We start from the raw sequence: 12,035 nt of genomic DNA, 5'->3' as shown, positions 1-12,035 counted from the left end.
CCGAAACCGCGAGGGGCGGCGCGATGATCCGCCTCGAACGCCGCCCCAACCCGTCCCGCCTCTGGACCGCCCTGACCCCGATCGTCGCGGTGCTCATGACAATGGTCGCGGGCGGCATGTTGTTTGCCATTCTCGGCAAGGACCCGTTCGAGGCGATCCGCACGATCTTCTGGGATCCGCTCTTCAATGAGCAATTCGCGGCCTTTTCGCGCCCGCAGCTTCTGGTCAAGGCCGGGCCGCTGATCCTGATCGCCATCGGGCTCAGCCTCGGGTTCCGCGCGGGCATCTGGAACATCGGGGCCGAGGGGCAGTATATCCTCGGCGCGATCTGTGGCGCAGCCGTCGGGCTCGCGTTCTACCCGTCTGAAAGCCCGCTGATCTTCCCGCTCATGGTGCTCGCCGGGGCGCTTGGCGGCTGGGCCTGGGCGATGATCCCGGCGCTCCTGAAGATCAAGTTCGGCACCAATGAGATCCTCGTCTCACTCATGCTGGTCTATGTGGCCGAAAAACTGCTCGCCTCCATGGCGCTCGGCGCGCTGCGCAATCCCGAGGGCGGCGGCTTTCCCGGCTCGCGCAACCTCTCGCAACACCCCGGGACCGACAATCCCGAACTGATCGCGGGCACCGGGATGCACTGGGGTGTGGCGGCGGCCTTCATCGCCGTGATCCTCGCCTATGTCCTGCTCAACCGGCACATGCTGGGCTACCAGATCAAACTGACCGGGCAAGCCCCGCGCGCCGCGCGCTTTGCCGGCGTGAACCCGAACCTGCTGGTGGTGGTCTGCCTTGGTCTCTCGGGCGTGCTCGCAGGGCTTGCGGGCCTGTTCGAGGTGTCGGGACCCGCCGGGCAGATCTCCATCGATTTCAACTCGGGCTACGGCTTCACCGCGATCATCGTGGCCTTCCTCGGGCGGCTGCACCCGATCGGTATTCTGCTGGCGGGTCTGCTGATGGCGCTCACCTATATCGGCGGGGAGCTTGCGCAATTCATGCTCGGCATCCCCGCCTCGGCCATTCAGGCGTTTCAAGGGATGCTGCTGTTCTTCCTTCTGGGCCTCGACGTGCTGTCCAACTACCGCATCCGGTTAGCTGGTGCGGCGGCAAAAGGAGCTTCCTGATGGGTGGAATTGATCCGGTCGTCCTCGTTGCGTCCCTCATGGTCGCCTCCACCCCGATCCTGCTGGCCGCCATTGGCGAGCTTGTGGTGGAAAAGGCGGGCGTCCTGAACCTCGGGGTCGAAGGCATGATGATCCTCGGCGCGATCTGCGGCTTTGCCGTTGCGGTGGAAACCGGCAGCCCGATGCTAGGGTTTGCCGCAGGCGCGCTTGGCGGCGCGGCCTTCTCGCTGATTTTCGGCGTGCTGACGCAGTTCTTCCTGTCCAATCAGGTCGCCACCGGACTTGCACTGACCCTGTTCGGACTGGGCCTTTCGGCCCTGATTGGTCAGGGCTATGTCGGGCTCAAGGCCCCGGACACGCCAAAGCTCGACCTGCCGGTCCTCTCTGACCTGCCGGTTCTGGGCCCGATCCTGTTCTCCCATGACGCCATGCTTTATCTGTCGATCGCGCTTGTCGCCTGCGTATGGCTGTTCCTGACCCGCACGCGCGGCGGGCTCGTGCTGCGCGCGGTGGGCGAAAGCCACGATGCCGCCCACGCGCTTGGCTACAAGGTGATCCGCGTGCGTCTGATGGCGATTGCGTTTGGCGGAGCCTGTGCGGGGCTGGGCGGGGCGTATCTGAGCCTGATCCGCGTGCCGCAATGGACCGAAGGCATGACCGCAGGTGCAGGCTGGATCGCGCTTGCCATCGTGGTCTTTGCCAGCTGGCGACCGTGGTACGTATTGCTCGGGGCGTATCTCTTTGGCGGGGTCGCCGTGCTGGAGCTGAACCTGCAAGCCGCCGGGGTCAAGGTGCCGGTCGACCTGCTGGCGGCCTCTCCGTACCTCATGACCATCCTCGTGCTGGTGCTGATGTCGCAATCGAAGTCGCGCGCCGCCCTGAACGCCCCCGCCGATCTGGGCCGGAGCTTTCACGCAACCGCCTAATCCTTGGGCACCCGCACAGTTCCGGGGCGTCGCAACGCGGTGCCCCCCTTGCCGCCACCCGGGCGCGCTGTAGGATGCGGGCATCCACCGCGCTCGCCCGGGGGCGCAAGACCATAACCGGATTACAGGGAACACGCGTATGAATCTCACGACAGCACTCAAGGGCCTCGTCTTTGCCGCGGCCAGCGGCCTCGCTGGCATGGCGGCGGCACAGGACGAACCCGTCAAGGTCGGTTTCGTCTATTGCTGCCCAATCGGCGACCTCGGCTGGAGCTACCAGCACGACGTGGGCCGCCTCGCCATCGAAGAGGAATATGGCGACAAGGTCGAAACCATCTTTCAGGAAAGCGTCGCCGAAGGCGCGGACGCGGAACGCGTGATGACCCAGATGGCGCTCTCGGGCGCGGACATCATCTTCGCCACCTCCTTCGGCTTCATGGATGCCACCAACAACGTCGCAGCCCGCTTCCCGGACGTGAAGTTCGAGCACGCGACCGGCTACAAGCGCGAGCATCCGAATGTCACCACCTACAACTCGCGCTTCTATGAAGGCCGCGCCGTGGTGGGCCACATCGCCGGCAAGATGACCGAGACCAACAAGATCGGCTACATCGCCTCCTACCCGATCCCCGAAGTGATCATGGGCATCAACTCCTTCTTCCTGCACGCGCAGAAGGTGAACCCGGATGTCGAACTGACGGTGATCTGGGTCTATTCGTGGTTTGACCCGGCCAAGGAAGCCGACGCCGCCCGCGCCATGATCGAACAGGGCGTGGACGTGATCACCCAGCACACCGACTCCACAGCCCCCCAGGCCGCCGCGGAAGAGGCCAACAACGAAGGCAAGCGCGTCTTCACCTTCGGTCAGGCCTCCGACATGCTGCCCTATGCGCCCAAGCCGCGCATCGCCTCGATCATCGACAACTGGAACCCCTACTACATCGAGCGGGTCGGCGCCGTCATCGACGGCACATGGGAAAGCAAGTCAAGCTGGGGCGGCATGCCCGAGGGCGAGGTCGTGATCGGCGAGATCACCGACGAGGTGCCCGCCGATGTGAAGGCCGAGGCCGAAGCGATGATCGCCGCGATCACTGCGGGGGAGTATCACCCGTTCACCGGACCGATCATGAAGCAGGACGGCAGCGTCTTCCTCGCCGATGGTGAGGTCGCCGAGGACGGGCAGCTTCTGTCGATGGATTTCTACATCCAGGGTATCACCGGCGATATCCCGAACTGATCCGCACGGGCCGGACACGCGCCCACGGGCGCGTGCCTCCGGCGGGACGTACTCCAGACTCCATGACCAGGGGGCGCTCCGAACCGGCGCCCCTTTTCTTTTGTGTCGAAATACCTCGGGGGAGGCGCCGCAGGCGCCGGGGGCAGCGCCCACAAGTCCACGAACCGGCTAGGTGTAGATCTCGTCCTCGCCGGGGAAACTGCGGTCGCGCACGGCCTCGGCATAGGCCCCCACGGCGCGGTCCACCTCTGTGCGCAGATCAGCGAACTTACGCACAAATTTCGGGGCCCAGTCGCCCAGACCCAGCATATCCTCCATCACGAGGATCTGCCCGTCGCAGGTCCTTGATGCGCCGATGCCGATGGTCGGGATCGGGCAGGCCGCCGTCACCTCAGCCGCCAGCGGCTCCACCATCCCCTCCAGCACGACCGAAAACGCCCCGGCCTCGGCCACCGCCGCCGCATCGGCGTGGTGCAGCGGCCAGCTGTCCGCGTTGCGTCCTTGCGTCTTGAACCCGCCCATCGTGTTGGAGCTTTGCGGCGTAAGGCCGATATGCGCCATCACCGGTATACCGCGCGCGGTCAGAAACCCGATGGTCTCGGCCATCCGCGCCCCGCCTTCGAGCTTCACCGCACTCGCGCCCGTCTCGGCCATGATCCGGGCGGCATTGCGGAACGCCACCTGCGGGCTTTCCTCGTAGGACCCGAACGGCATGTCCACCACGACCAGCGCACGCTGGGTCCCCCGGACCACCGCCGCACCGTGCGCGATCATCAACTCCACGCTCACCGGAAGCGTGTTGTCAAACCCATGCGTGACCATCCCCAGACTGTCCCCCACCAGCAAAACGTCACAATGCGCGTCCAGAATCTGCGCGAACTGCACATGGCTGGCGGTCAGCGCCACGATCGGCTCGGCCCCCTTGCGGGCGGCGATCTGGGGCACGTTGATCCGGCGGAGAGGCGCTTGTGCGGACATGGGACTGATCCTTCTTCCAGGTTCCGCCAGCTTCCCCAAGCCCCACGATCCCTGCAACCGGTCCAAAGGGCGCAGGTCGTTTTTTGCGCCTGAGCGGTCGGAACCCCCCGCCGCGCTTGCGCGGTTCGGCTAGAATACAAGTGCAGAACGCGGAGGACTCGCCGATGAAAACCCATGTTCAAGCTCTGGTCGTCGGCGGCGGCGCGGTTGGCGCAGGCATCGCCTATCACCTCGGCAAGGCCGGGTGGGATGTACTTTTGCTGGAACGGGACGAGCTGACCTCCGGCTCCACATGGCACGCCGCAGGCCTCCTGCCGCTTTTCAACATGGGCTACGCGACCTCCCACATCCACGACTACTCGGTGAAGTTCTACAAGGCGCTGGAGGCCGAGACGGGCCTCAACCCCGGCTTTGCCGTTGTCGGCAACCTGCGCATGGCACAAACGCAGGACCGCATGGACGAATACATGCTCTATGCCTCCACCGCCGAAACCGTGGGCATCCCGTATGAATGGCTCAGCCCTTCGGACATCAAGGACCGCTACCCGCTGGTGCGCACCGACGATCTGAAAGGCGCGATCCTGCATCCGACCGATGGCTACATCAACCCGGCGGATGTCACGCAAGCCATGGCCAAGGGCGCGCGCCAGCACGGCGTGACGATCGAGCGGAAATGGCAGGTCGATGCCTACCGCTGGACCGGCGATCACTGGAACGTCACCGTCACCAGGATGGTGGAAAAGGGCGGCAACCTTGTCCCCTCGGACGAACAGATGGTGATCCACGCCGAACATGTCGTCACCGCCACCGGCAACCATGCCCAGCGCACGGCACAGCTTCTGGGCCTCAAGATTCCCGCCATCCCCGTCGAACACCAGTATATCGTGACCGAGCCGGACCCGGCCCTCGTCGAATGGCGCGCGAACAACCCCGAACACCCGGTTCTGCGCGACGCGGACGCCAAATGGTACGTGCGCGAGGAACGCGGCGGCTGGATCCTCGGGCCTTACGAACAGGGTGCGCCCGCACGGTTCGAATACGCCGTGCCCGACAGCTTCCGTGCGGATCTCTTCCCGCTCGATCTCGAACGGATCGAGGCGGAATACCTCTCCATGCTCCACCGCATCCCCAGCTCGGAAACCGCAGGCCTGAAGGACGATTACAACGGCCCGATCTGCTACACGCCCGACGGCAATCCGCTGGTCGGACCCGCACCGGGCCTGCGCAACATGTGGCTGGCCGAGGGCTTCAGCTTCGGCATCACCGCCGCGGGCGGGACCGGCCACTACCTTGCCCAGATGATGACGCAAGGCGAGGCCGAGATCGACATGGCGAGCCTCGATCCCAAGCGTTACGGCAGCTGGATGACCACTGAATACGCGACGCGCAAGAACGAGGAATGTTATTCCCACGTCTTCATCCTGCATCACCCCGATGAGGAACGCGAAGCCTGCCGCCCGCTGAAAACCGCCCCCTCCTATGACCGGCTGAAGGCGCGCGGCGCGCAGTTCGGGCAAGTCAACGGATGGGAACGGCCCAATTACTATGGCCCGCTGGATGCGCCCGACAGTTTCGACCATGACGCGCGCTCCTTCCGGCGCGGCGGCTGGTGGGACCATGCCGTATCCGAGGCCAAAGCCATTCGCGAAACCGCCGGGCTGATCGAGGTGACACCCTTTGCCAAGCATATCTTGTCGGGCCCGGGGGCGGCAGCGTTCCTGGATTGGTTTACGACCAACAAGCTGCCCAAGGTGGGGCGGATCAACCTGACCTACGCGCTGACCGACGCCGGCACGGTACGGTCCGAATATACCATCCTGCGGCAAGCCGAGGATCAGTTCTATCTGGTCTCCGCAGGCGCGTGGCAGGACTACGACGCCGACTACCTGCGCAAGGCCATGGCCGACAAGATGGCGGAGTTCGGCCCGATGGTCCTGCAGGACGTGACCTCGCAATACGGGGTCTTTGCGCTGGCCGGTCCCAATGCCCGGCATATCCTGTCCGAGCTTATCCGCGACGCGGACCCGGCCACGGCGCTGTCGAACAAACGCTTCCCGTGGCTCTCGGCCCGCGACATCGAGCTGAAGATGTGCCCGACGCTGGCGCTGCGCGTGTCCTACACCGGCGCGCTGGGGTGGGAGTTGCACCACCCGATGGAGATGCAGAACTACCTGTTGGATGAACTGCTCGCAGCAGGCGAACCTCACGGCCTGAAACTCGTTGGCGCACGCGCCCAGAACTGGCTCCGGCAGGAGAAATCCTATCGCGCGTTCGGGACCGAACTTGGGCGTGACGCCACCCCGCTTGAGGCCGGGCTCGACCGCTTCGTCGATCTGGGAAAGGCGTTTCGCGGCAAGCGACCGTGCGTCGAAACCGGCATCCGCTCAACCTGCGTGACCCTGCTGATTGACGGGCCGGACGATGCGGACCCCTGGGGGCGCGAGGCGCTCTATGCCGGGGACACCAAGGTGGGGCGCCTCACCTCCGGCGGCTACTCGGTCGCCTTCGGGCAATCCATCGGAATGGGCTACGTGACACCGAAGCACGCCGCGCCCGGAACAAAACTGATGGTGAAAATGCAGAATCGCCTCTGGTCCGCCACGGTCGCCGAGGACTGCCCCTTCGATTCCAAAAACGAAACAATACGAGTGGATGGCTGAGTCGCACGGGCGCATCGCTCAACCGATTTCTCCATCAAATCCAACACAAATGCCCAATTCGCAGGCATTTTCAGCAGAGTCCCGCCCAAATCGCTGATCGCAGTTGGCGAACAATCCCTGTCTTCGCCCCTACACCGGCGCTTTTCCGTCACATTTACCAATAGGATGGTACCTGCCTGGGGAGATAGGACAGAGGATAATCGCATGACTGTGATGACACGGGTCGAACCCGCGCTGGTGCCGGATTGCGCCACACATCTGACAGGTCTGGTCAGCGGCGCCAATGTCCGAACGCCCTGCGGTGAACGGCGGGTGGAAAACCTGCGCCCCGGCGATCTGATCGTCACACGCTCAGACGGGTTGCAAGTCTTGCGCCACGTCGTCCGTGTCACCCTCAGCCACGAAGACCTGCGCAAGAATCCGGGCCTCGCCCCCATTCGCCTGATGCCGCGCGCGCTCGGCCCCATGATGCCCGGGCGCACATTGGCCCTTGCCCCGAACCACAGCGTCCGTGTCCCCGCCTACCTGCTGGCGCAGGAAGCCCGCGATCCGACCCTGAAGCTGGCTGCATCTGACCTGCTTGACACGTTCGAACATGCGTTCGTGGACCTCGGCGGAGATACCATCTCTGACGGGGTGACCTATCACAGCCTCGTCTTCGACACGCCCCAGGTGTTTTCCGTCAACGGTGTTCTGGTCGAAAGCTATGCACCTGACGAATCCAGCCTGACCGCGCTCGATATCGACACGCAGTCTGCCTTGCGCCGCCTCTTTCCGGAACTCGACGAAGACCGCCCCGCTGCCCTGCACTGATCCGGGCTAAGCAGCCTCGGCCAAGGCGTCCCATGCCGCAAGGGCCTGCGCCGCATACATATAGGACGGCCCGCCGCCCATTTGCACGGCCATGCCCAGCACATCCACCAGTTCCTGACGGCTGCCCCCGGCCTTTGCCAGCGCCTCCACATGAAACCCGATGCACGGGGCGCAACGCTGCGACACGGCGATGCCCAGCGCCACGAACTCCCGCGCCTTCAGATCCAGCGCCCCGCTTTCCTTGGCGGCCTTGGTAAGCGCCCCGAACCCCTTGGCTGTCTCCGGCATCGCCGCGTTCAGAGATTTCAACTCGTCGCGCATACCATCCATGAACCCCGGCCAATCCATCACATTCTCCTTCCTGAATATATTCAGGTCGGATATGCGCCCAACCGCGTGCCCGCGCCTTGATCGGGGTCAAATGGGTCAGAGCATCGAGGGGACGACCAGATCAGGCGGCCGGTGCCCGTCATCGAAGGTCTTGATATTGATGATGACCTTCTCGCCCATCTCGACCCGGCCCTCCACCGTGGCAGACCCCATGTGCGGCAGCAGCACGACATTCTCCAACTCGCGCAGGCGCGGGTTTACCTCGCCGTTTTCGAACACATCCAGCCCGGCCCCGGCGATCTCGCCCGCCCGCAGCATCCGCGTGAGCGCGTTCTCGTCGATCACCTCCCCGCGCGAGGTGTTCACGATCACTGCGGACGGCTTCATCAGCTTCAGCCGCCGCGCGTTCATCAGGTGAAAGGTGGACGGCGTGTGCGGGCAGTTGACCGACAGGATATCCATCCGGCTGACCATCTGGTCCAGACTGTCCCACCAAGTGGCGCCCAGATCTTCCTCGATCCCGCGGTGCAGCCGCCGCCGGTTATGATAGTGCACCTGCATCCCGAATGCCGCCGCGCGCCGCGCCACCGCCTGCCCGATGCGCCCCATGCCCAGAATGCCCAGCCGACGCCCGGCAATCCGCCCGCCCAGCATCGCCGTCGGGCTCCAGCCGTTCCAATCACTGCCCTGCATCCGCGCCAGACCCTCGGGGATGCGCCGCGTAACCGCGAGGATCAGCGCCATGGTCATGTCCGCAGTGTCGTCGGTCAGCACCCCGGGGGTGTTGGACACATGCACGCCCCGCTGCCGCGCCGTGGCCACGTCGATATGGTCCACGCCGGCCCCGTAATTCGCAATCAGCTTCAAACGGTCCCCAGCCGCGGCCAGCATCGCACCGTCGATCGTGTCGGTCAGCGTCGGCACCAGGATATCCGCGCGCCGCATCGCCTCCACGAGGGCGGCGCGATCCATCGGGACATCCGTCTCGTTCAGCTCGACATCGAAAAGCTCTTTCAGACGCGCTTCAACCACGTCGGGCAACCGTCGCGTGACGACAACACTCAGGCGTTCACCGGGCATGCACGACCCCTCCCCGCTTCCAAATCACGCGCTATACTGGCAATAAGTCAGAAGCAGGGGCAACCCGATAGACCCCTGATCGAGGCTTGAAACGAAATAAAATTACCCGGGCATCGTGCGATTCCGCGAAAGCCCGGCAGAGCAGACAAGAGCAGGGCACACTGATGCACCCATTCCGCCGCCTGTTGCAGGCACTGGCCGCTGTCCGGTCCCGGTTTCTGATTGGCGGGCTGATCCTCGCGCTGACCTCAAGCATCGCGACGGCAGAGGTGAAGCCACAACCGCGCCCCACACCTCCGGCAACAGCAGCGACAGTGATCAACCCGGTGGCGCCGCAGACCGGGCCGGTCACCAACCTGCCGCTGCCGCGTTTCGTGTCGATGAAGGCTGAAACCGGCAATGTGCGCCGCGGCCCCAGCCTGACCCACCGCATCGACTGGGTATTCCAGCACCAGAACATGCCGCTGATGATCGTCGGCGAATACGGCCACTGGCGCCGCGTCGTCGACCGCGAGGGCGCGGGCGGCTGGATGCACTACGCGCTGCTCTCGGGGGTGCGGACCGTCATCGTCAAACACGACCTGACCCCGATCCACGCCAAGCCGACGTCAACCTCCCAGATCCGCGCGCGCGCCGAGGCGGGGGCAATCGTCAATCTCGACGGCTGCCGCGCCGGGTGGTGCCGGGTCAAACAGGGCCGTACGCGCGGCTGGGTGGAGGCCGGAACGCTCTGGGGTCTTGACACCGACCTTGGCGTTCAGACCCGCCGCGCCGATTTGCGCTAGGCCGCCTTGTCCAGCCCGCGCCCCTTGAGCAGCGCCTCGACCCCGGGCAAACGGCCCCGGAACTCCGTGTACAGGCGATCCGCCTCGACCGACCCGCCGGTGGACAGGATGTAGGCCTCAAGACGGCTCGCAACCTCCCGGTCGAACGGATCACCCGCCTCCTCGAAGGCCGCGAATGCGTCCGCGTCCATCACCTCGGACCACATGTAGCTGTAATAGCCCGACGAATACCCGTCGCCCGCAAACACATGGGCGAAATGCGGGGTCGCATGGCGCATCCGGATCGCGTGCGGCAGGCCCAGATCGGCCAGAACCTCGGCCTGACGGGCCATCGGATCCGCTGGCGCCGCGCCGTCGTGAAACGCGAGGTCCACAATGGCGGACGCCACATATTCCACTGTCTGGAACCCCATGTCATAGGTCGCCGCCCCCAACATGCGGTCCAGCAGGGCCTTGGGCATTGGCGCACCGGTCTCGGCATGGGTGGCGTACCGGCTAAGAACCTCCGGCACCTCCAGCCAATGCTCATACAACTGGCTCGGCAGTTCCACGAAATCGCGCGCCACGGAGGTGCCTGAAATCGTCGGATAGGTCACATCCGACAGGATATGATGCAGCGCGTGGCCGAACTCGTGAAACAGCGTGCGCGCATCGTCGAAGCTCAGCAGCGCGGGCTGCCCGGCGGCGGGTTTGGCGAAATTGCACACATTGGTGATGATCGCCCGCGTGTCGCCCTCCAGCTTGTCCTGACTGCGCAGCGACCCGCACCACGCGCCGGAGCGTTTTCCGCCGCGCGCGAAGTAATCGCCGACAAACACCGCCATCAGCCGAGGACCGCGCCAGATTTCCCAGGCGCGTGCATCGGGATGCGGCAGCGCCACGTCCAGCGGCCTGAACTCCAGCCCGAACAGCTTGTTCGCGCAATCGAACGCCGCCTCGATCATCCGGTCGAGTTGCAGGTACGGCTTCAGTTCCGCCTCGTCCAGATCGTGCTCGGCCTGCCGCCGTTTCTCGGAGTAATACCGCCAGTCCCATGCTTCCAGATCGCCGTTGATCCCGTCGGCCTGCATCATCTGCGTCAGCACCTCGGCATCCGCTTCGGCCTGCGCCCGCGCCGGGGCCCAGACCTGCATCAGCAGATCGCGCACCGCGTCGGGTGTCTTGGCCATCTCGGGCTCCAACTTGTAGGCGGCGAAGCTTTCATAACCGAGCAGCCTGGCGCGTTCTTCCCGCAGAGCCAGTATCTCGGCGGCATTGCCGCGGTTGTCTGTCTCCCCGCCGTTGGCACCGCGCGCGGTCCATGCCTCATAAGCCTTCTCGCGCAGGTCCCGGCGCGGGCTGAACTGCAAAAACGGCACGATCAGCGACCGCGACAGGGTCACGACGTGCCCCTCCAGACCGCGTTCCTCAGCGGCCGACCGCGCGGTGGCGATGACGAACTCCGGCAACCCCTCCAGATCGGCCTCCGCCAGCGGCATCACCCAGTCACGCTCGTCGGCCAGAATGTTCTGCGTGAACTCGGTGCCCAGCATCGCAAGACGCGCCTTGATCTCGGTCATCCGGTCCTTCTCGGCCCCCTTCAGCGCAGCACCCCCGCGCGTGAAACTCTTGTAGGTCAGGTCCGCCACACGGGCTTCCTGATCGCCAAGGGCGGCGCGCGCCTCCCACACCTGCGCGATCCGGGCAAACAGCGCCTCGTTCCCGGTCACTTCGGCGTTGTACGCACTCAGTGCCGTAACGAAATCCTTTTGCAACGCCTCGCGCTCTGGCGTGCTGTCGATCGCTGCAATGTGAAAGAACACGCGCAACACCTTGTTCAGCGTCGGGCCCGCCGCCTCCATCGCGCGAATGGTGTTGTCGAAAGTCGGTGGCTCGGGGTTGCCCGCGATCGCCGCGATATCCGCCCGCGCCTGCGTCAAGGCCGCCTCAAGCGCGGGTTTGAAATGCGCATCCTCGATCTGGTCGAATGGCGGCATTTGCTGCGGGGTGGTCCAGTCGGACAAGAGCGGGTTGGTCATGGGCGCGGTCTCCTTTCCCTCACATCTAGGGCGTGCAGGACACCGCAACAACCAATCTGGCCCGGCATATCGACCCGATGGGTGCCCCAG

10 protein-coding genes are annotated in these 12,035 nt (G+C 65.0%); 6 read left to right on the top strand and 4 right to left on the bottom strand.

The window, feature by feature from the left end; all coding sequences use genetic code 11:
- The first annotated feature begins 23 nt into the window (after positions 1 to 23).
- From ACP15N_RS08165 to ACP15N_RS08155, 3 genes are all read left to right on the top strand, one after another.
- Positions 24 to 1,118 (top strand): ABC transporter permease, encoded by a 1,095-nt coding sequence (locus ACP15N_RS08165; RefSeq protein WP_425091745.1) that lies wholly within the window; start codon positions 24 to 26, stop codon positions 1,116 to 1,118.
- Positions 1,118 to 2,044, top strand: coding sequence for an ABC transporter permease (locus ACP15N_RS08160; protein WP_425091744.1), 927 nt, complete (start codon positions 1,118 to 1,120; stop codon positions 2,042 to 2,044). Before ACP15N_RS08165 ends, ACP15N_RS08160 begins: the two co-directional genes overlap by 1 nt.
- 139 nt (positions 2,045 to 2,183) lie before the next feature.
- Positions 2,184 to 3,281, top strand: coding sequence for a BMP family ABC transporter substrate-binding protein (locus tag ACP15N_RS08155; protein ID WP_425091743.1), 1,098 nt, complete (start codon positions 2,184 to 2,186; stop codon positions 3,279 to 3,281).
- A gap of 168 nt (positions 3,282 to 3,449) precedes the next feature.
- On the opposite strand, the gene panB is transcribed toward ACP15N_RS08155, so the two are convergent.
- A complete protein-coding gene (gene panB, locus ACP15N_RS08150) occupies positions 3,450 to 4,259 on the bottom strand; it encodes a 3-methyl-2-oxobutanoate hydroxymethyltransferase (RefSeq protein ID WP_425091742.1) in 810 nt (269 codons plus the stop codon).
- Between the two features lie 164 nt (positions 4,260 to 4,423).
- Between panB and ACP15N_RS08145 the strand changes: the two genes are divergently transcribed.
- Both ACP15N_RS08145 and ACP15N_RS08140 read left to right on the top strand, forming a co-directional pair.
- Entirely contained in the window at positions 4,424 to 6,919 is a 2,496-nt protein-coding gene (locus tag ACP15N_RS08145; protein WP_425091741.1) for a GcvT family protein, read from the top strand.
- A gap of 204 nt (positions 6,920 to 7,123) precedes the next feature.
- On the top strand, positions 7,124 to 7,732 hold the full coding sequence (locus ACP15N_RS08140; protein WP_425091740.1) for a Hint domain-containing protein: 609 nt from the start codon (positions 7,124 to 7,126) through the stop codon (positions 7,730 to 7,732).
- A gap of 6 nt (positions 7,733 to 7,738) precedes the next feature.
- Here the strand turns inward: ACP15N_RS08140 and ACP15N_RS08135 are convergent, their stop codons facing one another.
- Both ACP15N_RS08135 and ACP15N_RS08130 read right to left on the bottom strand, forming a co-directional pair.
- Positions 7,739 to 8,080 (bottom strand): carboxymuconolactone decarboxylase family protein, encoded by a 342-nt coding sequence (locus ACP15N_RS08135; protein WP_425091739.1) that lies wholly within the window; start codon positions 8,078 to 8,080, stop codon positions 7,739 to 7,741.
- Between the two features lie 78 nt (positions 8,081 to 8,158).
- Positions 8,159 to 9,142 (bottom strand): 2-hydroxyacid dehydrogenase, encoded by a 984-nt coding sequence (locus tag ACP15N_RS08130; RefSeq protein ID WP_425091738.1) that lies wholly within the window; start codon positions 9,140 to 9,142, stop codon positions 8,159 to 8,161.
- A 164-nt stretch (positions 9,143 to 9,306) separates the two neighbouring features.
- On the opposite strand from ACP15N_RS08130, the gene ACP15N_RS08125 reads away from it, so the two are divergent.
- Positions 9,307 to 9,927, top strand: a complete 621-nt coding sequence (locus ACP15N_RS08125; RefSeq protein ID WP_425091737.1) for an SH3 domain-containing protein — start codon at positions 9,307 to 9,309, stop codon at positions 9,925 to 9,927.
- Here the strand turns inward: ACP15N_RS08125 and ACP15N_RS08120 are convergent.
- A complete protein-coding gene (locus ACP15N_RS08120; RefSeq protein WP_425091736.1) occupies positions 9,924 to 11,945 on the bottom strand; it encodes a M3 family metallopeptidase in 2,022 nt (673 codons plus the stop codon). The two genes, ACP15N_RS08125 and ACP15N_RS08120, sit on opposite strands and share 4 nt — an antisense overlap.
- Positions 11,946 to 12,035 lie beyond the last annotated feature (90 nt).

This window comes from Tropicimonas sp. S265A, from assembly GCF_049800835.1.
In the GTDB taxonomy this organism is placed as follows: domain Bacteria; phylum Pseudomonadota; class Alphaproteobacteria; order Rhodobacterales; family Rhodobacteraceae; genus Dinoroseobacter.
The sequence above is the reverse complement of the archived record's forward strand: the minus strand, read 5'-3'. Positions and strand labels throughout refer to the sequence as shown.

Bases quoted from the DNA above. Each gene is read 5' to 3' on its own strand.
- ACP15N_RS08125 (WP_425091737.1), top strand. From the start codon at position 9,307: ATGCACCCATTCCGCCGCCTGTTGCAGGCACTGGCCGCTGTCCGGTCC.
- ACP15N_RS08145 (WP_425091741.1), top strand. From the start codon at position 4,424: ATGAAAACCCATGTTCAAGCTCTGGTCGTCGGCGGCGGCGCGGTTGGC.
- ACP15N_RS08155 (WP_425091743.1), top strand. From the start codon at position 2,184: ATGAATCTCACGACAGCACTCAAGGGCCTCGTCTTTGCCGCGGCCAGC.
- ACP15N_RS08135 (WP_425091739.1), bottom strand. From the start codon at position 8,080: ATGGATTGGCCGGGGTTCATGGATGGTATGCGCGACGAGTTGAAATCT.
- ACP15N_RS08140 (WP_425091740.1), top strand. From the start codon at position 7,124: ATGACTGTGATGACACGGGTCGAACCCGCGCTGGTGCCGGATTGCGCC.
- ACP15N_RS08165 (WP_425091745.1), top strand. From the start codon at position 24: ATGATCCGCCTCGAACGCCGCCCCAACCCGTCCCGCCTCTGGACCGCC.
- ACP15N_RS08130 (WP_425091738.1), bottom strand. From the start codon at position 9,142: ATGCCCGGTGAACGCCTGAGTGTTGTCGTCACGCGACGGTTGCCCGAC.
- ACP15N_RS08160 (WP_425091744.1), top strand. From the start codon at position 1,118: ATGGGTGGAATTGATCCGGTCGTCCTCGTTGCGTCCCTCATGGTCGCC.
- panB (WP_425091742.1), bottom strand. From the start codon at position 4,259: ATGTCCGCACAAGCGCCTCTCCGCCGGATCAACGTGCCCCAGATCGCC.
- ACP15N_RS08120 (WP_425091736.1), bottom strand. From the start codon at position 11,945: ATGACCAACCCGCTCTTGTCCGACTGGACCACCCCGCAGCAAATGCCG.